The organism is Pseudomonas marincola (assembly GCF_900116605.1).
In the GTDB taxonomy this organism is placed as follows: Bacteria; Pseudomonadota; Gammaproteobacteria; order Pseudomonadales; family Pseudomonadaceae; genus Aquipseudomonas; species Aquipseudomonas marincola.
In genome coordinates, this window is sequence record NZ_FPBC01000006.1 from 69654 (window position 1) to 93810 (window position 24157).

Here is a 24157-nt window from a genome sequence, read left to right on the forward strand (position 1 = left end):
AGTTAAATGCCGTTGCGGCCCGGTGTTTCTGGCGGCGGCGCCTCAGCCTCAATCTCCTCCAAAGTCAGATCCATGCTCCAGTTTGATACGGACTGGCTGGCCTTCTCGGGCTCCGGTGCTGCGGGTTTGTCGGCCTGATTCTCGGGATTATCCCGATACAGCTTGAGACGCAAGCGCACGTTGTTCGCTGAGTCTGCGTTCTTCACTGCTTCTTCTTCGTCGATCACCCCTTCGTGCACCAAATCGATCAGCGCCTGATCGAAAGTCTGCATGCCCAGATTGCGCGACTTCTCCATGATTTCTTTAAGTTCGGAGAATTCATTGCGCTTGATCAGGTCGCGAATAGTCGGCGTGCCCAACATCACCTCAACCGCCGCACGCCGTTTGCCATCGGCTGTCTTAACCAATCGCTGCGAAACAAACGCCTTGAGGTTATTGCCCAGATCGTTAAGCAATTGCGGGCGTCGCTCTTCGGGGAAGAAGTTGATGATGCGATCCAGTGCCTGGTTGGCGTTATTGGCGTGCAGTGTCGAGATTGCCAAGTGGCCGGTATCGGCAAAGGCCAGCGCGTGCTCCATGGTTTCGCGGTCACGGATTTCACCAATCAGGATCACATCCGGAGCCTGGCGCAGGGTGTTTTTCAGCGCGGCATGGAAGCTCCGCGTATCCACACCCACTTCACGCTGATTGATAATCGACTTCTTGTGCCGGTGAACATATTCGACCGGGTCTTCAATGGTGATGATATGCCCGCTGCTGTTGCGGTTGCGGTAGTCGATCAACGCTGCCAGCGAGGTTGATTTACCCGAGCCGGTGCCACCAACAAACAGCACCAGACCGCGTTTCTCCATGATGGTGTTCAGCAGCACTTCTGGCAGCTTGAGGTCTTCGAACTTGGGAATGTCGAGCTTGATGTTACGCGCGACAATCGACACTTCGTTGCGCTGCTTGAATATGTTGATACGAAACCGACCGACTCCGGTCACCGACATCGCCAGATTCATCTCAAGCTCGCGTTCGAACTCTTCCTTCTGGGTGTCATCCATCACCGCATTGGCAATCTCAGCCACTTCACCGCCCTTCAGCGGTTCACTGCTGAGCGCCTTGAGCACGCCGTTAAACTTGGCACAAGGCGGCGCGCCGGTCGAAAGATACAAATCTGACCCATCCTGACTGGACAGGATTTTCAGCATTGCTTGCAGGTCCATGAGCACATCCACACAACAAAGTAGGTAATTTAATGCCGGGCACTCTGCCGCCCGGGCGGACATTCGCCAGGCGGGCAAAATGCGCCGCTAAATATCAGTAAATCTGCAACTGGCGCTCGAGGAAGTGTAGTCATCCGACGAGCAGTTCATTGGCACTGCGAATACTGGCACAATGCGCGCCAATAACTTGTGAGGAACCGCGCATGGCGAAAGCAATGGCACGGCATATTTTGGTAAAAACCGAGGCTGAAGCGGCGCAGCTAAAGAAACGCATCGCATCGGGCGAGGCATTCGATGTGTTAGCGCGCAAATACTCGACCTGCCCATCGGGCAAACGCGGCGGCGATCTGGGCGAAGTCCGCCCTGGCCAGATGGTCCGCGCGATTGATCAAGTCATCTTCAAAAAGCCAGTTCGCGAAGTGCACGGGCCGATAAAAAGTCAGTTTGGCTATCACTTGGTGCAAGTGTTTTACCGCGAGTAAGCGCGGGAAACGAGCCAGGCCCACTGCAAGAGCACAGGGGCGGCCGGTTGGTTTTGTAGGCTTGGGGGAGCGGAGTTACATATCAGCCCAGTCGTTGGGGCACTTGCTAATTAGCTCGCCGTCGGTGCCTTTGCTGTAGTCAATGTCGGCGTTTTCGTCGAGGTAAATCACCGTGCGCGGCCAGTTCGGGGTAATGCTTACGCAATGGTAGCGACCACCTTTGGGCTTCCAATAAAACTCAACCCGATAGCCTGCTTCCCTAACGAGGTCCACAGCCTCAATGGCGTAGCTGCCCGGGGGGAGAATGCCGTCGTATGTACTTTGGTTATCTGCCCAGTGGTAGTCGATCTTCACAGTCGCTTCATCCGAGTAGAAGACGCTCACCCTCGGCATCACCAGGATGCCGTAGCGCGCACAGATGAATACCGCGATAAGCCACATCCACCAGCGCACGCGCCACCTACTTTTACTTACACTCATGCACCTGTATCCCCGCCCCCCAATCCGCGATAGGTACTGCAAGCACTTCGGCCATAATCATTTCGCCTGTCACGCCGCTTTTCGGGTATTGCTTGGCCAACTTTACGCCGATACCGACTGTGATTCTGTCAGGTGCATCGTCAAAAGCGCGTAAACCTTCGCTTAGATCACCAGACAGTTGAGGGCCGTGACTTTCGCCGGTGCCAGCGCGCGCCCATCTAACTGTGTCCGAGCCAATCTGTTCTACCCCTGCTGCATCCAGCAGTAACGCTTCCGGCACTCCAGCAATTACGCCGACGTAGCCGTAATGTACGTTGGACCATATGTCGTAGTAATAATCGTATTCGCCCTGTTTTTGCCAAGCCCCGCGAAAATTCGCGAACAAATATTTCTTGTGATCCCACACCTGATCCTGTCCGACTTTCCCCATCCAGATCGCCGCCGCTCGGGTCTTTTTACCCAGTGCGATGCCGAAGAAGTTCGGCGTTGGGCCGAGCTGTAGATACAACGGCAGTTCTCTGTACTCACGCTGCTTGGCCAACGGGTCGTAGCTGTTCAACTCCTGCATTTCGAGCACTGCCGGGTCGTGGATATTCTTGTTCATTTCACCGGCAATATAGGTCGCCAGCTCGATCATCTGGTCAGGGTCGGTACAGGTTTTGGGTGTCGGTGCGTTCGGGTCGATCAGCGCTCCGGCAGCGACTGCCTTGGCGAGCAGGTTCGGGTCGCTGATCAGGTCGGCCATTATCGACTCAGACACGCTGCCGTCCGGGCCGATAGCCCCCATTTTCTGGAAGTCGACGATTGGCCCCATGATCACACCGCCGCCGACATTTTCCGAACCGCTGATGATCATGCCGCCGTGGCTGGTCGGGCTGCCCAAATAGGCCATTGGCCGACCGTTGACCATGATCGTCGGGAAGCCCGCGATGATCACGGCTCCGCACCCACAGACGTCGCCGACTCGCGCCGACCCCATGCCGTTGATTACCACGTTGCTGCTGGCTGAATTTATGGCCGTGGTGCCATGCCCGGGAAGCGGACAAACATGGCTGTCGCCCTTACGCGCCGAAGGGATCATCTGTGCACCTCATTCTTCCGTGAAAAGGGTGTGACTTAGCTGGCTACGAAGACTATTAACGAGTGGATGTCCACACAGAAACTTGCATTGCGTAGGCTTGGGGTAAAGGTGAGATGCCTGTAGGAAAACGCTTAGAGCCCGGCTTTGGGAGTTCTGCGTGAAAAACACGCCTCGTCACTGCATCAGTCCCCGGTCGGAAAACTGCATTGTGATAACTGCGCCGTGAACACGACTTGCCGTCATGCATCCGCCTACCAGCAGTTTTAGTGTCCGGTCGTCTCTGACGCTGCCTTTGTCATGATGAAACCTGTACAATCCCCGCCTTTTTGCGCATTCGCGCCTCAGCTCCCCAGGATTATCGCTTTGATCTCCACAGCTAACATCACCATGCAGTTCGGCGCAAAGCCACTGTTCGAGAACGTTTCAGTCAAGTTCGGTAACGGCAATCGTTACGGTCTGATCGGCGCTAACGGCTGCGGCAAGTCGACGTTCATGAAAATCCTCGGGGGTGATCTGGAGCCATCCGCGGGGCAGGTCATGCTGGAGCCGAATGTGCGCATGGGTAAATTGCGTCAGGACCAGTTCGCCTACGAAGACTTCAACGTGATCGACACGGTCATCATGGGCCACGAAGAGCTCTGGCAGGTCAAAGCAGAGCGTGACCGCATCTACTCTTTGCCGGAAATGACCGAAGAAGACGGCATGGCGGTGGCTGAGCTGGAAACCGAATTTGCCGAGATGGACGGCTACACCGCCGAATCCCGTGCCGGTGAATTACTGCTTGGTTTGGGCATTCCGCTGGCACAGCACTTCGGCCCGATGAGCGAAGTCGCGCCGGGCTGGAAATTGCGCGTATTGCTGGCGCAGGCGCTGTTCTCTGATCCGGATCTGTTGTTGCTCGACGAGCCAACCAACCACCTGGACATCAATACCATTCGCTGGCTGGAAAACATTCTCACGGCGCGTAACAGCACCATGATTATCATCTCCCACGACCGTCACTTCCTCAACAGCGTCTGCACGCACATGGCTGACTTGGATTACGGCGAATTGCGCCTGTTCCCAGGCAACTATGACGAATACATGACCGCCGCGACCCAGTCGCGCGAGCAGTTACTGTCGGATAACGCTAAAAAGAAGGCACAGATTTCCGAGCTGCAGAGCTTCGTCAGCCGCTTCTCGGCTAACGCCTCGAAAGCCAAGCAGGCCACGTCGCGCGCCAAGCAGATCGACAAGATTCAGCTGGCCGAAGTTAAGCCTTCCAGCCGTATCAGCCCGTTCATCCGCTTCGAGCAGACTAAAAAGCTGCACCGTCAGGCGGTGACTGTTGAGCACATGGCCAAGGGTTTCGACGGCAAGACGCTGTTCAAGAATTTCAGTTTCACTGTTGAAGCAGGCGAGCGCGTTGCGATCATCGGCCCCAACGGTATCGGTAAAACCACCCTGCTGCGTACCCTGGTCGGTGAGCTGACTCCGGATGCAGGCAGTGTGAAGTGGACCGAGAGCGCAGAGCTTGGCTATTACGCCCAGGATCACGCGCATGACTTCGAAGACGACATGACCCTGTTCGACTGGATGGGCCAGTGGACCCAAGGTGGCGAGCAACTGGTTCGCGGTACATTGGGCCGCATGCTGTTCTCCAACGACGAGATTCTCAAGTCGGTGAAGGTCATCTCCGGTGGCGAGCAAGGCCGTATGTTGTTCGGCAAGCTGATCCTCAACAAGCCTAACGTGCTGGTAATGGATGAGCCGACCAATCACCTCGACATGGAATCCATCGAGGCGCTCAACCTGGCACTGGAAAACTACCCAGGCACACTGATTTTCGTCAGCCATGACCGTGAGTTCGTAGGCTCTTTGGCCACACGCATCATCGAGCTGTCCGACAGCGGCGTAGTCGACTTCAGCGGCACCTACGATGATTACCTGCGCAGCCAGGGCGTTATCGTTTAAGCAGCGCTTCACCGCAGCCTTACAGTAAAACGCCCGGTGCAATGCATCGGGCGTTTTTTATTGCGCTGCGAAAAGTCGCCTGTCAAAACACCGAAGTGAAGATTTACTTGCGTTGCCCTTTCCGGCTCTGCCGCCAGCTCACACTGAACCCAAAAAATCCATCTTACCCAGCGGCACGCCATTGTGACGGAGAATGTCGTAAGCAGTGGTCACGTGGAAATAGAAGTTGGGCATGGCAAAGAACAGCAGAAATGCCTGGCCGGGGAACTGCAGTTCCCGATCAGGCACCTTGACCGTGATGGTGCGGGCTTCGCTGCCTCGCATTTGCTCAGGCGTCGCCTGCTGAACGAACGCGATGGTTTTATCGATGCGCGCCTTGAGTTCAGCAAAATTGCTTTCGGTGTCGGCATAACTTGGTACTTCGATTTGCGCCAGGCGCGCCACACAGCCCTTGGCTGCATCGGTCGCAATCTGGATCTGGCGCGCGAGCGGGAACATATCCGGCGCCAGACGCGCATTCACCAATACCTCGGGCGCGATACCCTTGGCTTCTGCATGTGCCAGAGATTTGTCGAGCAATGCATTGAGGTTGTTCAGCAAACGCACAAACACCGGCACGCTGGCGTCATACATGGATAAAGACATGATAAAAACTCCCAGGCAGTCGAAATGACGGATTCAGATTAGACGACATTTGCCCAGCCATTACAGCCAGCAAGGCAACAGACGCACGCTCGGATTTGAGCAAAGCGCGCCGCTCTAGACAAAAGGCGTAGTCCGCCAATATTTAGCAGCCAAAGACTCGATAGCTTGCGTATTATTAGCCGAGGATCAATCTGCATCGAGCGCCCCATGAGCCAAGCTGCGCAGCCGACACCTGCGGTCAATCTGCAAATCATCTCTATCGTCACAGTCACGTTTGTCAGCTTCTTGTGCATCGGCTTGCCGCTGGCCGTGCTGCCGCGTTACGTGCTCAACGACCTGGGCTATAGCGCGGTTATAACCGGTATTGTCATCGGTACGCAGTACTTCTCTACCCTGCTTTCGCGGCCAATGTCCGGCAGCCTGGCAGACCGTGCAGGGCCGAAACAGGCGGTTCTTTATGGGCTGATGGGCTGCATTGTCAGCGGCTTGCTGACGCTGCTATCCACCTCCTTGCAATCAATGCCAACGCTTAGCCTCGGCCTGTTGCTCGGGGGGCGTGTCGTTTTGGGTGTCGCCCAAGGCCTGGTCGGTACTGGCTCGATAAGCTGGGCCATCGGCCGCTTTGGCAGCGACTACACCGCCAAGGTGATTTCCTTTAACGGCATCGCCTCTTACGGCGGCATCGCCATCGGTGCACCGTTGGGCGTGGCGATGGTTAGCGCGGTGGGCTTGTGGAGTATTGGCGCGTTGACCATGCTGCTTTCAGCTGTGGCCTTGGCGTTTGCCTGGCCCAAACAACCTGCACCAATCCTCTCCGGAAGCCGCATGCCATTTGCGCGGGTGTTCTTATCCATTGCGCCACACGGCACGGTCTTGGCGCTGGGCTCGATTGGCTTCGGTACGCTGGCGACGTTTATTACCCTGTATTACGACAGCCTCGGCTGGGTTAACGCGGAATATTGCCTGACTGCATTCGGCATCGCGTTCATCGTCTCTCGGCTGTTGTTTGCCGGGGTCATCAAACGCTTCGGTGGTTATCCGGTTGCCGTTGTCTGTTTGGCAATCGAATTTTTCGGGCTCATGCTGTTGGCGTTCGGCAACGCACCGAGCGTAATGTTAGCCGGTGCTGCGCTGACCGGTTTGGGCTTGTCCCTGGTGTATCCGGCGCTGGGTGTGGAAGCCATTGCCCTGATACCGGCTGCGAGCCGCAGTTCAGCGCTGGGCGCCTACGCGTTATTCTTCGACTTGTCGCTGGGGCTCGCGGGTCCGCTGATGGGTTATGTGGCCGCGCATGCGAATTATTCGACCACCTTTTTGGTCGCGGCGCTGCTGGCTGCAACGGGCACACTGGCCTGCATCTACCGCGTTTACCGGGCGCGCTATTAACGAATTAATACGGGGCGCCATGATGCCAACCGCCAAAACATCTTCCGCGTTAACGCCAACCGAGATTGCCGAGTTCTGCAAGCAATTACCGGGCGTCCGCGAGGACTTCAAATGGGGCAGCAATCAGGTGTTCTCGGTGGCCGGCAACAAGATGTTTGCGATCATTCACTTTCTTGGTGACGGCCTCGCGTTCAAGGTTGATAGCGACCTGTTCCTCGGTTATGTCGACCGCCCCGGCATCCGCCCGGCACCTTATCTGGCGCGTGCGCACTGGATCAGCATGCAATGCTCGGCACCGGCCATGCAGCGCGATGAGCTATTCGCGGCGGTTACCCGTTCGCATCAACTGGTGGTGCGTAAATTACCCAAGCGTTTGCAACCCGGCCTGTTGCTAGATGAATGATATGCCCACAAGCGACCTCAGATAGACGCCGTCAAACAGCAGATAATCCAGCCAGAAAGCTTGATGAATGGCGATGATGATCCAGAACACCAATTGAAATGACAGCTTGCGGGTTTTGTGGCGGAACACTTGCTGCGCCACTAAAGCGCCAGGCCAGCCGCCGCACAGTTCAACAGCGTGCAGGGCATTTTCAGGGGTGCGCCAGCGACCCTTTTGTGCACTGTTCTTATCACTCCAGTATTGATAAAAACTGACCAGGCTCAGCATGGCATAGGCGCTGATCAGCCAGATATTGCCGGCCTTCAGCGCCTGTAACGCGCCATAAATCGGCAGGCAGCACAGCGCGACAAATATCAGCAGTTTTAACCCGAGGTGTTGAATCGCTGAATGTGAATGCTGGCGCTTTACGGGTTTTGCCCGTCGCACCGGCTTGCTCGCAGGCCCGTTCACGTCACGCGGCTTTGATTGTCCCTGTGCGCGTGGCTTGCGCCGAATTGCTGGCTGATCAATCGCCAGACCGCCCGCGTGGCGCATGTGCTCGGCACGCATACGCCCCTGCGGGTCCAGGCTGGCGACATACATCACCGGATCGCCGGCAACCGGGCGACGATCGCCGCGCACAGCCGAGATGTGCACAAAAATGGGCTCTTTGCCCTGCTCCGGCTGGATAAAGCCGAATCCCTTGTCATCGTTCCAGCTCTTGATCGACCCGCGTACTTCCATGTTTGATCCTTCGGTTATTGGCTGCGTGCCGCTTTTTGCTGCTCATGCGTGAGCTTCAAGTAGGCCTTGGGCGTCGTTGCGAGGTGCGCCGAGAAGCTTTTATAAAACGCCGACAGCGAATTGAAGCCAGCTGCAAACGCCAGCTGATCCATACGAATCGATGCTGGATTATTCTGCGCCTGCAGGGTTTCGAGTTGGTCGAGCAAATGATTGAGACGGGCGTGGTTAACGTAGCGGTAAAAGGTTTGCCCGAGTACTTGATTAAGCAAGTAGGAAATCTGGTTGCGGCTGTATCCGCTGCTTTCAGCAACCTGTTGCAGGCTTAGTTCAGGATCGAGATAGGCCTGACGACTCTGAAAATAGCTCTGCAGATCCTGCGCCATTACGCTCAATTGCCGCGCCGACAACCCCAAACGGCTAGTGGCAGGACGCGAACCGGCAATTTCCGCCGTGGTGGTGCGGGCGTTGATCAACGATGAGTATTCGTTAACCCGCCAGATCAGCCCGTCGCGCACAGTGATCGCTTCACTGGAGCGAAACGACGCCAGCCCGGCACTGCCGCGTAATGTCAGCTGATACTGAATGAAGGCGGTGTCGCCATCGCAGCGAATCCGGTCACTGTGTTCAAGCGCTTCATTCGGCGCATGCGGCATGCTGGCACGCACGTACTCGCGCAACTCGGCGAGCCGCAGCTGGCGATTCTGGAAGAAGTCGTTGTATTCGATTTCCGGGTGGTACAGCGCCATGATCGCGTCGAGATCGCGGCGCTTCCAGCTGAGGTGATACTGGTGCACCACCTCAAGCGTGGCTTCACGTGCCTGCGGGCCATCGTTACTGCGCAGATTCTCCACAGTCGCTCTCCACCCGCCCGGCATTTAGCCTTGCGCCGTGCTCCAGTCGATCCAGCTCAACTGCCAGGTCAGCAGAATCAGCAGGCCAAAACCAATCCGATACCAGGCAAATACGGCATAGCTGTGGTTGGCGATGAACTTCAGCAGGCCGCGCACAGCGATCATGGCGAAGATGAACGACACCACAAAGCCGAGGGCAAAAACCGGCAAATCTTCAGGCTTGAACAGGTCGCGATATTTGTAGCCGGAGTAAACCGCCGCACCCACCATGGTCGGCATCGCCAGGAAGAACGAGAACTCAGTAGCAGCCTTGCGTGACAGGCCGAACAGCAAGCCACCGATAATCGTCGAGGCCGAACGCGAGGTACCCGGAATCATTGCCAGACACTGCGCACAGCCGATTTTAAGTGCGTCTTGCCAGGTCATCTGTTCAACCGTTTCGGCGTGAACGCTGTGCTGACGCTTCTCGGCCCAGAGCATGATCACCCCGCCCACAACCAGCGCGGCAGCGACGGTGATCGGGTTGAACAGGTATTCGTGAATCAGGTCGGCAAAGGCCACACCGAGAATCACCGCCGGGAAGAACGCCACCAGCAGGTTTACAGTGAAACGCTGGGCTTCACGCTCTTTGGGCAAGCCGACGACAACGTCGATGATCTTGCTACGAAATTGCCAGACCACCGCCAAAATCGCGCCCAGCTGGATAATGATGTTGAACGCCATCGCCCGCTCGCCACCGAAATTGATCAGGTCGGCAACGATAATCTGGTGTCCGGTACTCGAAATTGGCAGGAACTCGGTCAGTCCCTCTACTACGCCCAACAGTATTGCCTGAAAGGCAGTCCACAAATCCATCATCACTCCAAATAGTGCGCAGTGGGCGCACGCAAAAGGTTTCGGGCCCGTTTAGTCCTGCCATCGGTCGGTTTGAGCCATTTAAAAGCTGCCGGCGCCTAAGGTTTCGCGCCAGCGGGCCGAGATGCTAACAACAAATAGATATTTTTACTCAGTCAAATTCAGACAACGCGACTGCAGCCAGCTACATACTCCTTTGGTTGTAGGCATCTCGTGAAGAGGCGCGGATTGAGTGAACATAGCCGAACAATAAAAATGCACTGCCACCGGAGTATCCCCTGAATGACTCGCCTACGTAGCATTCCGATCAACCGCCGTTTATGGCTGATTCTGCTCCTCGCCATTCTGATGTTGGCCGGCCTCGGCAGCGCCATGCTTGAGCAGATCCACACGCAGCTTTACGCGGCAAAAAGCGAGAAGACGCGTCATGTGGTCGAGAGCGCCAGCGGCATTTTACGCCATTACCAGGCACTTGAAGCCGATGGCAAGCTGACCCTTGAACAAGCGCAGCAAGCGGCCAAAGACATGATCCGCGAGCTGCGCTACGACAATCGCGAGTACTTCTGGATCAATGATCAGACGCCGACCATGATCATGCACCCGACCAACAGCAAACTTGAAGGCCAGAACCTCTCGGCCATCAAAGACCCCGACGGGGTCGAGTTGTTCAATGAAATGGTGCGTATCTCGCGCGAAAAAGGCGCCGGACAGGTCGAATACCGCTGGCCAAAGCCTGGCTCTGAGGCGCCTGTCAGCAAGATTTCCTACGTCGAGTTGTTCAAGCCCTGGGGGTGGATTATCGGCTCGGGTGTGTACGTTGATGATGTACAGGCCGAGTTCCGCGAGCAGGCAATGCGCCTAGTCGGCATTGGCTTCGGCCTCATGGTGGTTATGGCGTTACTGGTGAGCATGATCGTGCGCAGCATTTCCGTGCCGCTGGGGCATACCGTTAATGCGATGGCCAATATTGCCAGTGGCGAAGGCGATCTCACCCGCGCACTCGACACCAACGGCAACGATGAACTCACCGCGCTGGCGAAAAATTTCAATGCGTTCACCAGCAAGCTACGCGAAGTCATCAGCCAGTCGCTGGCCTCCGCCAGCCAACTCAACAGCGCGGCCCATTCGCTCGGCGGTGTGGCCGGTGAAGCGCAGCAGCACAGCGAGCAACAATCGCTGCAGATGGATCAAGTCGCTACCGCGATCAATCAAGTCACCTATGGCGTGCAGGATGTCGCGAAAAATGCCGAGCACGCCTCCAATGAGGTGCAGGCTGCCGAAGAGCAGGCAATTCAAGGCCAGCGCAATATCGATGCAAGCCTGCAACAGATTGCTGAACTGTCGGGCACCATTGACCAGTCCGTTGAGGTGATTCAGGCGCTGTCCACTGAAAGTGTGCAAATTGGCAGCGTGCTTGAGGTGATCCGCTCGATTGCCGAGCAAACCAACTTGCTCGCGCTCAACGCGGCCATCGAGGCGGCTCGCGCGGGTGAACAAGGCCGTGGCTTTGCGGTGGTCGCAGATGAAGTCCGCCTGCTCGCACAGCGCACGCAAAAGTCCACCGCCGAGATTCAGGTGATGATCGAACGGCTGCAAAGCAATTCGGAAGCGGCGGTCAAGGTTATTCATGAGAGCAGCCAGTCGTCCCAGCGAACCGTGGTGCAGGCCAGTCAGGCCGGCGAGAGTCTGACCCTGATCGCGCAATCGCTGCGCAACCTGACCGGGCTCAATACCTCGATCGCCAGCGCTACGCTGCAACAGTCGCACGTCGTCGAAGACATCAACATGAATGTCACCCAGGCTGTAGGGTTGGCGCAGAGCAATGCCAACGCCGCCCAGCAGTCGAGCGCTGCCAGCCAACAACTGGGCGCGCTGGCCGCCGACCTCAACCGCCTGCTCGGCCAATTCCGCGTTTAAGCCCCGCATTCCGGCCTTGGCCTGGGCCGGATGCAAGACGCCAGCGCGTCGAGTCGTTACAATCGCGCGCTGTCGTCTCTTCCCTTTCCGGCTGATTGCTTAATGTCCACTCTAGAAATGTTTGCCGCTGCACTGGGCGCCTGCGCTGTTTGGCTCACGGTTAAACAGAACCGCTGGTGCTGGCCAATCGGGCTGATCATGGTGCTGCTCTATACGTGGATCTTTTACGATGCGGCGCTGTATTCGAACATGCTCCTGCAAGGGGTTTATGCCCTGCTGCAAGGTTACGGCTGGTGGCAGTGGAATCATGGCGGCGACAAGCATCAGGGCGTGAGTGTTTCAGCGTTAACCTGGCGCGGCCTGACTGCGAGCCTTGCTTGCGGGGTGGTTGGCGCGACGGTGCTGGGCTATATGATGGCAAACTTCACTGACGCGGCAGCGCCTTGGCAAGACGCCACGCTGAGCGCCTTCAGTTTGGTTGCACAGGTCCGGATGGCGCAGAAACGTGTCGAGTGCTGGCCGCTGTGGGTATTGCTCGATGTGTTGTTCGTGCTGCTGTTCCTGCAGCAGGAGTTGTACCTCACAGCGGGCTTGTACGCCGTATTCACCGGTTTGGCCCTGAGTGGCTGGCTGACGTGGCGACGCGATCAACGCGCGGCAACCGCATGAAAGTCGTCGTGCTTACCGGCCCCGAGTCCGCCGGCAAAAGCTGGCTAGCCGAGCATCTGCAAACCCAGTTTGGCGGGATCATCGTCGGCGAGTACGTGCGTTATTTCATTGACACAGAGTTGCGCGATACCTGCTATGCCGATATTGCCACCATCGCCCGCGGCCAGTTGCAATGGGAAGATGCGGCGCGCGCGCAACAACCTGAACTGCTGATACTCGATACCCACCTGCTCAGCAATATTCTCTGGAGCCAAGCGCTATTTGCCGATGTTCCGGCTTGGCTTGAGGAAGAACTGCTCAGTCGCACCTACGACATGCACCTGCTGCTCGATCCCAACGGGGTGCCGTGGACGGACGACGGCCAGCGTTGTCAGCCGCATATTGCCCAGCGTCAGGCGTTCTATGACCAGTGCCATCGATGGCTAGAGCAACATCAGCAGCCTTTCAAATGCATCGGGGGCGACTGGCTGAACAGACGCGAGCAGGCCAGCGCGGCCGTTGCCGCGTTACTCGGTGATTAGTCAATCACTTCGCCGATCCACGCCAGTGTCAGGCACAGGCTGACGACGCCGGTCAGTGGCGTGCGCAGTGTGGTGTACCAGCGCGGCGCCAAACCCAAATTCACGGCGCGCACATCGGCCACATACAAGCCGGCGAATGCCAGCAGTAACACCGGCAAGGCCACTATCAGCGGCATCCCATCGGCAATCGCCAGCCAGCCAAGTAACGGCGGAATGACCGATAGCCCCATCTGGGTTCGCGCATTTTCCTCCGATTCTTCGGCGCGCATGGCCAGCCCCCAGTGAATCGCGCCCATGAAAGCCAGAATGATCGCCGCGTAATCAAGCAAGGCATTGAGCACCAAGGGTCGCCAGCCAACCGGTACAATCAGAAAGCCCAATGCGCCGCTAATAAACGGAATAAGCCCTGCGTAACCAAGCACAATCGCCAACATGGGCGGTTTGGTGCTGTCGTATGGATGCATCGGTCCCTCCTTCGGTGCACAACTGCTCTGTTTGCAAGGTGCCTGACGTCTGTCTGGCCCAGCCTGCTGGCCTGCGGCGCTGTACAGGCCTGATTCCTATAGATAAGCATTGCAAAGATTGGTTCGCACAGGTCTTGAGCTGGTAAAATCTGAACGCAACCCTATTTAATGAGTGAAGTATTGTGGAATTGTTCAAAGAGTTCATTTTCGAAGCAGCGCACCGCTTGCCGCATGTACCCGAAGGCCATAAATGCGGGCGTCTGCACGGCCATTCGTTTCGCGTTGCCGTGTACATCGAAGGTGAAGTGAATCCGCATACCGGCTGGATTCGCGACTTCTCGGAAATCAAAGCGATCTTCAAACCGCTTTACGAGCAACTGGACCACAACTACCTGAACGACATTCCCGGCCTGGAAAACCCCACCAGCGAAGTGCTTTGCCAGTGGATCTGGAAGCAATTGAAACCGCTGCTGCCGGAGCTTTCGCGTATCCGTATCCATGAAACCTGCACCAGTGGCTGCGAATACCGCGGCGACTAAGCTCACTCCCCCCTGCAAAACATACCCGCGTCTGAGCGTAGCGAATGCTGCGCTCGACTGGCCAGCGATTGATCAACGGCTATATTTAATTAACTGCTCAATTAATTAGTTGGCGGTTAATTTTTATGGTCTCTCCAACCTCGAATGCAGGTCGGCGCCCTGCCGACACTCAGCTTCAGCGCGAAGATTTACTCATCATCGCCGCCGAAGTCTTTGGCCGTTGCGGCATCAAGGCCAGCAGCCTGCGCTCAATCGCTGTTGAGGCCGGCGTAACACCTGCCCTGTTCAACTACTACTTCGGTAAAAAATCTGCCTTGGTTAGCGCCGTCGCAGAAGAACTGTTGCTGCCAAAATTGATCGAAATAGCCAAGCGCATCGAGCAAGCCGATCAACAGCCTGGCGAATTGGCCAGCGTTTTTGTGCGTGAGGTCAGTGCGATGGTTATCAGCAATCCGTGGGTTCCACCGCTGTGGGTACGCGAAATACTCTGCGAGGGCGGCCTGTTGCGCGAATACATCAGTGGGCGCATGGCCCCAATCCTGCCGCGATTATTGGCTGAACGTTTTGCCCACGCGCAACAACGCGGAACGCTTAATCCCTCATTAGATCCAAGGTTGTTGGTGGTCTCGCTGATTGGCCTGACACTGCTGCCGTTCGCTGCCGGGCCGATTTGGCGCAACGTATTCGATAACCCGCCGATCAGCCATGAGCAACTCGTTAACCATACCCTCAGTCTGTTGCAACACGGGATGGAGGCCTGACATGCGTCATCGTTCAATTGTTCTGCTCTTTTCGCTAATGCTTCTGGGCTGCGAGCCAGCGCCTCCAGAATTACTCGGCACGCTGGAATGGGATCGCATCACCCTCCCCGCCGAGTTATCAGAACGGATTACCGCCGAGCATGTAAAAGAAGGTGCGCAGGTTGCGGCTGGTGATTTATTGCTAGAGCTTGACCCACGCCGCCAGGATGCACGCATTGCGCAGGCCCAGGGCGAATTAAGCCAAAACCGCGCCAAACTGGCAGAGCTAGTCAAAGGCGCAAGGGTTGAGAATATTCAAGCTGCAGAAGCCACGCTAGAGCAGACCCAGGCCAGCAAACTAGAAGCCGAACGCAACTACGCGCGTCTCGCCACCCTCTACTCACGCAAACAAATTGCCCTCGCCGAACTGGATAAAGCACGCGCTGCACGAGATGAGGCGCAGGCAGCAACACGTAACGCACGGGCCAATCTTGAAGAACTGACTAACGGCACCCGCATCGAACAAATCCAGCAAGCGCAAGCTGCACAAGCCACATCTGAAGGCAAGCTACGCGAACTGCAACTGGCGCGTGAACACCTGAGTATGCAGGCGCCGCGCGCAGGAAGAATAGACGCCTTACCCTACAAAACCGGCGATCAACCGCCCGCTGGTGCGCAGTTGGTGGTGATGCTAGTCGGCGATGCGCCCTATGCACGGCTGTTCATACCGGCAAGCCTGCGCACCCAACTAGCAATTGGTGATGAGTTGCAGGTCACAGTGCAAGGCAGCACAAGCTACACCGGTCATGTGCGCAGCATTAGCAGCGACCCGAGTTTCACCCCGTATTACGCACTCACCGGTGAAGACGCCAGTCGCCTGATGTATCGCGCGGAAGTCGTACTACAAGGCGTTGAAGCCGCGAAGCTGCCAGCGGGTCTGCCCGTCACAGCCAGGTTGCCTGAACATGAGTGACGACGAACTGGTTATCAAGGCACGCAGTCTGACTAAACGTTTCGGCGATTTCACTGCCGTCGACAGCCTCGACCTGAGCGTTCAACGTTCTGAGGTATTCGGTTTTCTCGGCCCGAATGGCTGCGGCAAATCAACCACCATCCGCATGCTCTGCGGCCTGCTTCTGCCCAGCGCCGGAGAGATCGAGGTGCTCGGCTACAAGATTCCGCAGGACGCTGAGGCGCTAAAGCGACGTATTGGCTACATGACTCAGAAGTTCTCGCTATACGAAGACCTCAGCGTGATCGAGAACCTGCAATTTCTGGCCGCGGTTCAGGGCCTTGGCAAGGCGGCTGCACGGGCGCGAATAGACGAATTGCTGCAGCGTTACTGGCTGACAGATATTCACCAGCAATTGGCTGGAACCCTCAGCGGCGGCCAACGCCAGCGGCTGGCGTTAGCGGGCGCGGTGCTGCACAAACCCGATCTGTTGCTACTGGACGAGCCTACCAGCGCGGTCGATCCGCAGTCGCGCCGAGAATTCTGGGACTCGTTGTTCGAGTTAGCCGATGCGGGCACCACGCTGCTGGTCTCCACCCATTACATGGATGAGGCCGAGCGCTGCATGCGTCTCGGTTTTCTTGATGCAGGCAAATTGGTCGCGACAGGCAGCCCGACTGAGCTGATGGATAATCTGCCAGGGCAGGCGCTGATTCTAGACTGCCAACAGCCGCGACAAGTACAAGCGAGCCTGCGCGACTGCCCTGGCGTGTTGGCCACGGCGCAGATCGGCAAGGCGCTGCGCATCCTGATAGACAGCACTGACGCGCAAGAGACGGTGCAGCAGCACCTCAAACAAGCCAACATCAGCGTGCAGATCCAGCCAACAGAAGCCAATCTCGAAGACGTGTTTGTTTACGTAACCCACAAGCCTGCCGGGGCGGCATCATGAATTTGCGACGTCTGGGCGCCATCATCCTCAAGGAGCTCCGCCAGCTGCGCCGCGACCGGTTAACCTTCGTCATGATCGCGGGTGTGCCGTTGCTGCAATTGGTGTTGTTCGGCTACGCGATAAACATGGATGTTCGCGGCATCAATGCAGCCGTGCTCGATCAGGCCAATACGGTCAACTCGCGCGAAATCATTGCCGAGCTGGGCTCAAGCCAGGTGCTCGACTTGCAGTATCACCTGAGCGCCCCGCAAGAGATCGACGCCCTGCTGCGTCAAGGAAAAATCAGCGCCGCGCTGGTGATTCCGAGCGATTTTGAGCAGCGCCGGCAAAGCACAGATCGCCCAGCCTTGCAGTTAGTCGTCGATGGCTCCGATCAATCCATTCAGGCCTCAACCCGCCAGCTCGCCGAGTTCCCATTACCCGGTACAACGCTGCGCACAAGTATCGAGGTGGTTAACTTCTACAATCCCGAGCGCGAGGCTGCCATCAACACAGTGCCGGGATTACTCGGGGTGATTCTGACCATGACCATGGTGATATTTACCGCTGTGGCGCTGGTGCGGGAGCGCGAACATGGCAATCTCGAATTGCTCATTGCCACGCCCGTATCGTCATGGGAATTAACCATCGGCAAGGTAATGCCCTTTATCGGCATTGGCCTGATTCAGGTCAGCGTGATCCTGATCGTCGGCAAGTGGTTGTTTGCTGTGCCGATACGTGGCTCTGTCACTGAACTGTATGTGGCATCACTGCTGTTCATTATCGCCAGCCTCGGCGTCGGCATCTTCATTTCAACGATCACCAGCACCCAGTTTCAGGCCATGCAAATGGCCTTCTTCTCCTTCTTGCCGCAAATACTGCTGTCCGGTTTCATGTTCCCGTTTGCAGGCATGCCCAAGGCGGCGCAATGGATTGCCGAGCTGATGCCCCTCACGCACTATTTGCGCCTAACCCGCGGCATCATGCTAAGAGCGGCCAGCTTCTCTGATCTGTGGAGTGAGCTGCTGATCCTGATGGTATTTTGCGTTGTCCTTTTAGGCTCCGCCACAGCAAGAATAAATAAGCGACTCGACTGACAGGCCAACAGCAGCATGCAGGTTGAGCCTGCACGAGAACTAACGTGCGCCCATTTCTGCACTGATTACTGTAGTCATGCAGCTTTAGAGCAATGCCACGCCCCAATTTGATCTACAGATGCATAAATGCTATTTTTAGCTCTACAGAATCAAACGAGGTGCTAACCATGACTGTAGCCATGCAAGCTCAGGCGCTTTCTAAAAGCCAGTGCACTGCCGGCCTCAGAGCGGCGCTGCGCATTCTCGACAAGTGGAATGCAACCGGCGAGCAGGTCTGCAAAATCCTGCGGATATCGCGCAGCACCTACACCCGCGCCGGCCAGCAAGACGCAGACTGGGCAGTCAGCCTTGATGCTGATCAGATGCATCGCATCAGTTTTGTGCTGAATATCCACTCGGCGCTGCGCCTGATATTCGACAACCCCGAGAATCTCTACGGTTTCGCCTCAATGGAGAACCACAACCCGTTCTTCAACGGCCGTTCACCGTTAGCCGTCATGGCCCAAGGTGACATGATTTCGCTGTACGAGACCTTTCGCCGCATCGATGCATTGCGCGGTGCACAGTGGTAACGCTGACCTCGCTGCCACTGACTAAAGGCGAGAGTCTGCAGGCATACCGCCTGGTCAATTCCAAGTTTCCGCCCATTGGCTTGTTTGACGATGTAGCCGATGCAGAAGACTTCGAGGCGCTCTATCAGATCCAGACGCTCAGCAATCCGCGCCTGCTCAACGAGATAGGCCAGCTTGAGCTGATAGCCCGCGACCAGATACCGTTTGGCATTCCCGGCTGCTCCTACGCAACAGCGCCCTTCACCCACTTGAATCCGACCGGTTCGCGCTTCAGCAATGGCAGCTTCGGCGTGCTCTACCTTGCCGATAACATGGACACCGCAATCGCCGAAGTCCGCTACCACCAAGAGCGTTATTGGTCGAACGTGCACAACCTGAATTACGAGCGCTTCGTGTTCAGAGGGCTGACCTGTAATTTCAGCGATGCTGGCATGCGGGACGCCTCAACAGTGCCACTCACAGACCCTATCTACGCCCCCGACGACTATACCCACGCCAACCAACTGGGCAACGAAGCAAAACGTGCCGCCTGCCCGGGCCTGCGCTACAACTCGGTGCGTGCCCCGGGGCAAATCTGCTGGGCACTGACTACCCCACGCCCCGTCACCTCAATCATTCAGGCCGCTCATTACGAAATGATCTGGAGCGACAGAATCATCAGCGTTAATCAGGTGACATCGCTGGTTGTGGGTTAGTGCGTGCGCTTTGATAACATGGAGAATAACTGCTAGCTGTTTTACGAGCCATCAAAGCGCGTGGTTTTAACAGAGGGATAGCAAAACTGCTGGAGCTAACGCTCAGACTGCGCATCTCGCAGTTGCAGCGCATCAACCAAACCCGCTGAGATGGCCATACCCACCAAATCAGAAAGCGTTTGCGCCTGCATGCGCTTCATCACCCGCGAGCGATAGAGATCGATGGTTTTGACACTGATATCCAGCTGCTCGGCCATCTCGCGATTTGTGTAGCCACGCACTAACGGCAGCAATACATCACGCTCACGCGGGGTCAGGCTGGCGATGCGCGCCTCCACCGCCTGCAAGCGTGGATCAACCTGTGCCCTCGCGGGGGCACGGCTCAAGGCCTGCTGCACGCTATCGAGCAGCAACTGTTCGTTGTATGGCTTTTCGATGAAGTCCACGGCACCGGCACGGAAGGCGCGCACCACGATGGGCACATCGGCATGCCCACTGACGAAGATCACTGGCATCTCAATGCCGCGCGCGAGCATGCTGTCCTGCACATTGAGCCCGCCCATGCCCGGCATCCGCACATCCAACAGCACACAGCCTCGGCTCTGTTCATCACAGGCATCGAGAAACGCCTGCCCACTGGTAAACGGCAATGCCTTGAGTCCCACCGACTCCAGCAGCCAAACGGTTGAGTCGAGCATGCCCTGGTCATCGTCGACCACATAAACCTGGTGTTGCATTTGCAGGCTCATGCCCCGCTCCTTTTATTGTTATGCATCCACTGTGTTGCAATTAATATCCAGCAAGACGTTCAGCGTCCTCACCACGCAGTAGCGGCAGGCGACACTCCAGGCACAAGCCGCCGGCCATTGCCGGATGCGCCTCCAGCGCCCCGCCGATCCCCTCGATGATACTGCGACTCATCGACAAGCCCAGCCCCAGCCCTTCGGCCTTGCTAGTGTAAAATGGGGTGAATATATGCTCCAGTTCGGCCTGCGCCACACCCGGCCCCTGATCCGTCACACGTACACAGAGCTGCCCATTTTGCTCGGCTGCGCAGAGTTCGATACGCGAAGGTTGGCCGGGGTGGGCCTCACGGTTGGCGTCAATCGCATTGCGCAGCAAGTTGAGCAGCACCTGCTCCAGCAGAATCCGGTCGGCATACACCGGCGGCAGATTGTCCGCCAATTGCTCATCAATGGTCACCTGCCAATTACTCGCCTCCCATTGGCACAAACGCACCGCCTCGCGCGCCACGCTAGCGACATCCAGCGCTTGGGTACGCCGCTGCCCCTTGCGCAGGAAGGCTCGCAAGCGCTTGATTACTTCCGAGGCGTGGTTTGCGTGCTCATTGATCCGCTCCAAGCCTTGAGCGACCTTACCTGCCGCCTCGGGGTTATCGCCCAGCGCCTTGAGATAGCGCTGGCTGGCGCTGGCATAATTGACCACTGCCGCCAGCGGTTGATTGATTTCATGGGCAATTCCGGATGCCAGCTCGCCGAGGGTGACCAACCGCGCCGTGTGCGCCAGCTCATCCTGATGCCGGCGCTCCTCGGCTTCGCGCAGTTCGCGTTCAGTCATGTCGCGCGCCACCAGCGAGTAATAATGCTCGCCATCACGGCCGCGATGCGCCAACAGCACCAACGACACCAGCAACGGTGCAGGCTCACCCAGCGGCAGCAGCCGTACCTCTGCGCTCCACACCCCGGCGGCATCGGCCGCCGCCCAACCTTCGCTTTGCAACTGCTGATAATCGCCGGGTGCCAACAGCCGCTCGAGCGGCGGTAACGGCTGCTGATCCTCGATATTCAATGCATGTCGAGCAGACGGATTAAGGTGCGCCAGGTGCCCACCCGGGTCGATAAACAGTACAAGGTCAGTATTAGCTTCGACCACTTCAGCCAGGCGCCGCTTGTTTTCTTCAGCCAGCACCCGCGCAGTAATATCCCGCGACACGCTGACCACCTCAACTACCGCGCCGGTGTAGGTTTCGCGGATCGCGCGGCTGGCAGTTTCAAACCACAGGTAGTCGCCGTCACGATGGCGAATGCGATAAGTCATGGTGTGATAGCCGTCTTGCTCCAGGGCTTCACGAGTGCTGCCAAACAGATTCTGCTGGTCTTGCTCATGGAACAGCGCCTGCACCAAGGTCCCGCGCAGCTCTTCCGGCCAGTAACCGAGCAGGGTCCAACTGGCCGGCGAGGCATCGAGAAAACAGCCATCCGGGGTGTGCCGGGAAATCAGGTCGGTGGTGTTTTCGGTGATCAGCCGGTACAGGCGGCTGGCCTTGGCCGCTTCACGTTCGGCCTGCGCTTGGGCAGTAGCCGGTCGGCAACGCGCCAGTACTTGCTGCTCAGCAGCATCGGGCATAAAGGTCCACATCAGCACCTGGCCATTATATTGTGCTTCAACCGCCTCAATCGCGCGGTCCTGCTGCAGGCATGCGCGCACTAAATGCGCAGCGTTGACCGGTAACAAATCTGCCAGCGCTGCCAGCGGGAGTTCGCCCATCAGCGCCTGCATAGCCGCATTCAGCTGCAGCGGCAGCGCCTCGATATCCAGCAGCAAACTGGGCTGCGGGTCACTGCCCAGCAGCAGGCTGCCACGCGCTTGCTGCGGCAGCGTGGCGAGCAGCGCCAAGAGTAATTGATGCACCAGACCAAGCCAGTCGCTCCCGGCGTGCTCATGCAATTCAATCAGCAGCAAACCAGGCTGCCCTTCATCCAGCTCCAGAGCGAGCGCCTGCCCATGATTGAGCCCAGCACGGCGCACCCGGCCTGAGAGCCAACACGACAATTGACGCAATGCGGCCAAGTCCAGCCGAGGCTCTTGTTGCAAGCGCTCAAACAACAGCTGATCACTGGCCTGCAGCGGGTCACCAATGCCGGGTGGCAGATGCGGTGCATTGCCTTCATGGCTGTAGATTGCCGTGCTGGCCTGCCACCGCAAAAAAAACGCCTGGCGTACTTCCGGGCAGGCATGCAGGGCACGCAGCAACGCGTCGGCGCGCACCGCCAGCGGCAGGCACTCACGTTGCATGCGCAACCAACTGTTCAGCTGCACGGAAATTTCATTCATTTTGTTTCATTCCTTATTAATCGCACACGCCGCGAGCCGGCGCAGTATCATGCGGGCGGCCTGAAAGCGCAAAGCGACCAAGGGTGAATCGCCTCAAATATCATATAGTAGTAATACTATATGACTATGGTTTAACTTCCATATAAATACAAATAGATATATAAATAGACCCAGAACAATACCGGGCCTATGCGTAGACTACCCGCACAATGGCCCGAGCATCCAATCTGCTATGGGTACTTGCATGTCGATCTATGAACAGGGCCTTGAGCCTGCCGCTGTCAACCATATCGCCCTCTCGCCTCTGAGCTTTATCGAGCGTACCGCCAGTGTTTACCCGCACTACCCGGCCGTTGTGCATGGTTCAATTCGTCGTGACTGGGCCGAGACATACGCGCGCTGCCGGCGTCTGGCTTCGGCACTGGCCGGCCGCGGCATCGGTAAAGGCGACACGGTGGCGGTAATGCTGCCGAACATTCCACAGATGCTCGAGGCGCATTTCGGCGTGCCGATGATCGGCGCAGTGCTTAATACTCTCAACGTGCGCCTGGATGCCGAAGCCATCGCCTTTATGTTGCAGCACGGCGAAGCCAAGGTACTGATCACCGACCGCGAGTTTCATGATGTAGTCCACGCCGCCATCGGCATGCTCGATCATCCGCCACTGGTGATCGACGTGGATGATCCCGAATACGGCGAAGGCCAAGCAGTTAGCGAGCTCGACTACGAGGCATTTCTGGCCGAAGGCGATCCACAATTTGCCTGGCAGTGGCCGGCAGACGAATGGCAGGCGATTAGCCTCAACTACACATCCGGCACCACTGGCAACCCCAAGGGCGTGGTTTACCACCACCGTGGCGCCTACCTGAACTCGCTGGGCAACCAGATGACATGGGCCATGGGCAACCATCCGGTGTACCTCTGGACCCTGCCGATGTTCCACTGCAATGGTTGGTGCTACCCGTGGACTATTACCGCATTGGCGGGTGTGCATGTATTCCTGCGCCGTGTTGACCCGGCGAAGATTCTCACCCTGATTCGCAGCGAGCAGGTCACCCACATGTGTGGTGCGCCGATTGTGCTCAATGCATTGGTCAACATGCCCGCCGAAGCTAAAGCGGCCATCGACCATCCGGTCAAGGCCATGGTGGCCGGGGCAGCGCCACCCGCCAAGGTGATTGGCGCGGTTGAGGAAATGGGCATCCACGTCACCCACGTCTACGGCCTCACCGAGGTATACGGCCCAGTAACCCTGTGCGCCTGGCATGCCGAATGGGACGCCTTGCCGCTGGACGAGCGCGCAGTGCTCAAATCTCGTCAGGGCGTGCGCTATCCCACCTTGGAAGGGGTGATGGTGGCCGACCCTAAAACCCTGGAGTCGACCCCGCGCGATGGCGAAACCATTGGCGAAATCTTCATGCGCGGCAATACCGTAATGAAGGGCTATCTGAAAAACCCGAGCGCCACTGCCGAAGCTTTTGCCGGCGACTGGTTTCATACCGGCGATCTGGCCGTGTGTCACCCGGACGGCTATGTAGAGATCAAGGATCGCCTGAAAGACATCATCATTTCCGGCGGCGAGAACATCTCCACCATCGAGGTGGAAGGCGTGCTCTACCGTCATCCCGGCGTGCTCGAAGCCGCCGTGGTCGCGCGCCCGGATGAGAAATGGGGCGAGACGCCCTGCGCTTTTATCACCCTCAAGGCCGAACAACAGCAGGTCAGTGAGGCGGACATCGTCAGCTTCTGCCGCGAACACTTGGCCGGCTTCAAAGTGCCAAAAACCGTGGTCTTCACCCAACTGCCGAAGACCAGCACCGGCAAGATCCAGAAATTCGTCCTGCGCGATATGGCCAAGGCCCTCTAACGACGCCACGCCGTTAAACCGTTCACTGCGCTACCCATTGGGTGGCGTAGG

25 protein-coding genes are annotated in these 24157 nt (G+C 57.4%); 15 read left to right on the forward strand and 10 right to left on the reverse strand.

Going from position 1 to position 24157, the window contains the following annotated elements:
• Nucleotides 1–2: 2 nt before the first annotated feature.
• The gene (locus tag BM395_RS11290; protein WP_170860587.1) at nt 3–1208 is read right to left on the reverse strand and encodes a PilT/PilU family type 4a pilus ATPase; all 1206 of its coding nucleotides are present in this window, start codon (nt 1206–1208) and stop codon (nt 3–5) included.
• 203 nt (nt 1209–1411) lie between these two features.
• Here BM395_RS11290 and BM395_RS11295 point away from each other — a divergent pair, with 203 nt between their 5' ends.
• The gene (locus BM395_RS11295; protein WP_090511898.1) at nt 1412–1690 is read left to right on the forward strand and encodes a peptidylprolyl isomerase; all 279 of its coding nucleotides are present in this window, start codon (nt 1412–1414) and stop codon (nt 1688–1690) included.
• 75 nt (nt 1691–1765) lie between these two features.
• Here the strand turns inward: BM395_RS11295 and BM395_RS11300 are convergent, their stop codons facing one another.
• Nucleotides 1766–2170 carry a hypothetical protein gene (locus BM395_RS11300; RefSeq protein WP_141124093.1) on the reverse strand — a complete coding sequence of 135 codons (405 nt, stop codon included), beginning with the start codon at nt 2168–2170 and terminating at the stop codon, nt 1766–1768.
• Nucleotides 2157–3251, reverse strand: coding sequence for a polymorphic toxin type 44 domain-containing protein (locus BM395_RS11305; RefSeq protein WP_090511903.1), 1095 nt, complete (start codon nt 3249–3251; stop codon nt 2157–2159). Before BM395_RS11305 ends, BM395_RS11300 begins: the two co-directional genes overlap by 14 nt.
• Before the next feature lie 363 nt (nt 3252–3614).
• Here BM395_RS11305 and BM395_RS11310 point away from each other — a divergent pair, with 363 nt between their 5' ends.
• Nucleotides 3615–5204, forward strand: coding sequence for an ABC-F family ATPase (locus BM395_RS11310; protein WP_090511906.1), 1590 nt, complete (start codon nt 3615–3617; stop codon nt 5202–5204).
• Nucleotides 5205–5342: 138 nt separating this feature from the next.
• Here the strand turns inward: BM395_RS11310 and BM395_RS11315 are convergent, their stop codons facing one another.
• Nucleotides 5343–5849, reverse strand: coding sequence for a DUF1993 domain-containing protein (locus BM395_RS11315; protein ID WP_090511908.1), 507 nt, complete (start codon nt 5847–5849; stop codon nt 5343–5345).
• A gap of 207 nt (nt 5850–6056) precedes the next feature.
• On the opposite strand from BM395_RS11315, the gene BM395_RS11320 reads away from it, so the two are divergent.
• Together BM395_RS11320 and BM395_RS11325 are read left to right on the forward strand one after the other, a co-directional pair.
• Nucleotides 6057–7235: an MFS transporter gene (locus BM395_RS11320; RefSeq protein ID WP_090511910.1), complete on the forward strand. Its 1179-nt coding sequence runs from the start codon at nt 6057–6059 to the stop codon at nt 7233–7235.
• A gap of 22 nt (nt 7236–7257) precedes the next feature.
• The gene (locus tag BM395_RS11325) at nt 7258–7638 is read left to right on the forward strand and encodes an MmcQ/YjbR family DNA-binding protein (protein ID WP_090512262.1); all 381 of its coding nucleotides are present in this window, start codon (nt 7258–7260) and stop codon (nt 7636–7638) included.
• Here BM395_RS11325 and BM395_RS11330 read toward each other — a convergent pair.
• Genes BM395_RS11330 through BM395_RS11340 form a run of 3 tightly spaced genes read right to left on the reverse strand, consistent with a single transcriptional unit; the run spans nt 7627 to nt 10067 of the window.
• Nucleotides 7627–8361, reverse strand: a complete 735-nt coding sequence (locus BM395_RS11330; protein WP_090511912.1) for a DUF1294 domain-containing protein — start codon at nt 8359–8361, stop codon at nt 7627–7629. The genes BM395_RS11325 and BM395_RS11330 overlap by 12 nt on opposite strands.
• Before the next feature lie 14 nt (nt 8362–8375).
• Complete coding sequence (locus BM395_RS11335; protein WP_425287609.1) at nt 8376–9203, reverse strand: helix-turn-helix domain-containing protein; 828 nt, start codon at nt 9201–9203, stop codon at nt 8376–8378.
• Between the two features lie 33 nt (nt 9204–9236).
• The gene (locus BM395_RS11340; RefSeq protein WP_069900319.1) at nt 9237–10067 is read right to left on the reverse strand and encodes an undecaprenyl-diphosphate phosphatase; all 831 of its coding nucleotides are present in this window, start codon (nt 10065–10067) and stop codon (nt 9237–9239) included.
• Nucleotides 10068–10349: 282 nt separating this feature from the next.
• Between BM395_RS11340 and BM395_RS11345 the strand changes: the two genes are divergently transcribed.
• The 3 genes from BM395_RS11345 to BM395_RS11355 all read left to right on the forward strand — a co-directional run bounded on the left by BM395_RS11345 (nt 10350) and on the right by BM395_RS11355 (nt 13174).
• Entirely contained in the window at nt 10350–11984 is a 1635-nt protein-coding gene (locus tag BM395_RS11345; protein WP_090511917.1) for a methyl-accepting chemotaxis protein, read from the forward strand.
• 102 nt (nt 11985–12086) lie between these two features.
• The gene (pnuC, locus tag BM395_RS11350) at nt 12087–12653 is read left to right on the forward strand and encodes a nicotinamide riboside transporter PnuC (protein WP_090511921.1); all 567 of its coding nucleotides are present in this window, start codon (nt 12087–12089) and stop codon (nt 12651–12653) included.
• Nucleotides 12650–13174 (forward strand): AAA family ATPase, encoded by a 525-nt coding sequence (locus BM395_RS11355; RefSeq protein WP_090511924.1) that lies wholly within the window; start codon nt 12650–12652, stop codon nt 13172–13174. The genes pnuC and BM395_RS11355 overlap by 4 nt, the downstream gene beginning before the upstream one ends.
• On the opposite strand, the gene BM395_RS11360 is transcribed toward BM395_RS11355, so the two are convergent.
• Complete coding sequence (locus BM395_RS11360; RefSeq protein ID WP_090511926.1) at nt 13171–13638, reverse strand: DUF3429 domain-containing protein; 468 nt, start codon at nt 13636–13638, stop codon at nt 13171–13173. The two genes, BM395_RS11355 and BM395_RS11360, sit on opposite strands and share 4 nt — an antisense overlap.
• A 182-nt stretch (nt 13639–13820) precedes the next feature.
• On the opposite strand from BM395_RS11360, the gene queD reads away from it, so the two are divergent.
• The 7 genes from queD (at nt 13821) to BM395_RS11395 (ending at nt 19164) form a co-directional block, all read left to right on the forward strand.
• A complete protein-coding gene (queD, locus tag BM395_RS11365; protein WP_075723436.1) occupies nt 13821–14177 on the forward strand; it encodes a 6-carboxytetrahydropterin synthase QueD in 357 nt (118 codons plus the stop codon).
• Nucleotides 14178–14302: 125 nt separating this feature from the next.
• Complete coding sequence (locus BM395_RS11370; protein WP_090511929.1) at nt 14303–14938, forward strand: TetR/AcrR family transcriptional regulator; 636 nt, start codon at nt 14303–14305, stop codon at nt 14936–14938.
• Nucleotide 14939: 1 nt separating this feature from the next.
• Nucleotides 14940–15890 (forward strand): HlyD family secretion protein, encoded by a 951-nt coding sequence (locus BM395_RS11375; protein ID WP_090511932.1) that lies wholly within the window; start codon nt 14940–14942, stop codon nt 15888–15890.
• The gene (locus BM395_RS11380) at nt 15883–16821 is read left to right on the forward strand and encodes an ABC transporter ATP-binding protein (RefSeq protein WP_212633023.1); all 939 of its coding nucleotides are present in this window, start codon (nt 15883–15885) and stop codon (nt 16819–16821) included. The genes BM395_RS11375 and BM395_RS11380 overlap by 8 nt, the downstream gene beginning before the upstream one ends.
• Nucleotides 16818–17897, forward strand: coding sequence for an ABC transporter permease (locus BM395_RS11385; RefSeq protein WP_090511936.1), 1080 nt, complete (start codon nt 16818–16820; stop codon nt 17895–17897). Before BM395_RS11380 ends, BM395_RS11385 begins: the two co-directional genes overlap by 4 nt.
• A gap of 167 nt (nt 17898–18064) precedes the next feature.
• A complete protein-coding gene (locus tag BM395_RS11390) occupies nt 18065–18469 on the forward strand; it encodes an antitoxin Xre-like helix-turn-helix domain-containing protein (RefSeq protein WP_090511938.1) in 405 nt (134 codons plus the stop codon).
• Nucleotides 18463–19164, forward strand: coding sequence for an RES family NAD+ phosphorylase (locus BM395_RS11395; protein ID WP_090511942.1), 702 nt, complete (start codon nt 18463–18465; stop codon nt 19162–19164). The genes BM395_RS11390 and BM395_RS11395 overlap by 7 nt, the downstream gene beginning before the upstream one ends.
• Nucleotides 19165–19259: 95 nt before the next feature.
• Here BM395_RS11395 and BM395_RS11400 read toward each other — a convergent pair whose 3' ends face one another.
• The gene (locus BM395_RS11400) at nt 19260–19913 is read right to left on the reverse strand and encodes a response regulator transcription factor (RefSeq protein WP_090511946.1); all 654 of its coding nucleotides are present in this window, start codon (nt 19911–19913) and stop codon (nt 19260–19262) included.
• 40 nt (nt 19914–19953) lie between these two features.
• Entirely contained in the window at nt 19954–22239 is a 2286-nt protein-coding gene (locus tag BM395_RS11405; RefSeq protein ID WP_090511948.1) for a PAS domain-containing sensor histidine kinase, read from the reverse strand.
• Between the two features lie 244 nt (nt 22240–22483).
• On the opposite strand from BM395_RS11405, the gene BM395_RS11410 reads away from it, so the two are divergent.
• Nucleotides 22484–24106, forward strand: a complete 1623-nt coding sequence (locus BM395_RS11410) for an acyl-CoA synthetase (protein ID WP_069900306.1) — start codon at nt 22484–22486, stop codon at nt 24104–24106.
• Nucleotides 24107–24157 lie beyond the last annotated feature (51 nt).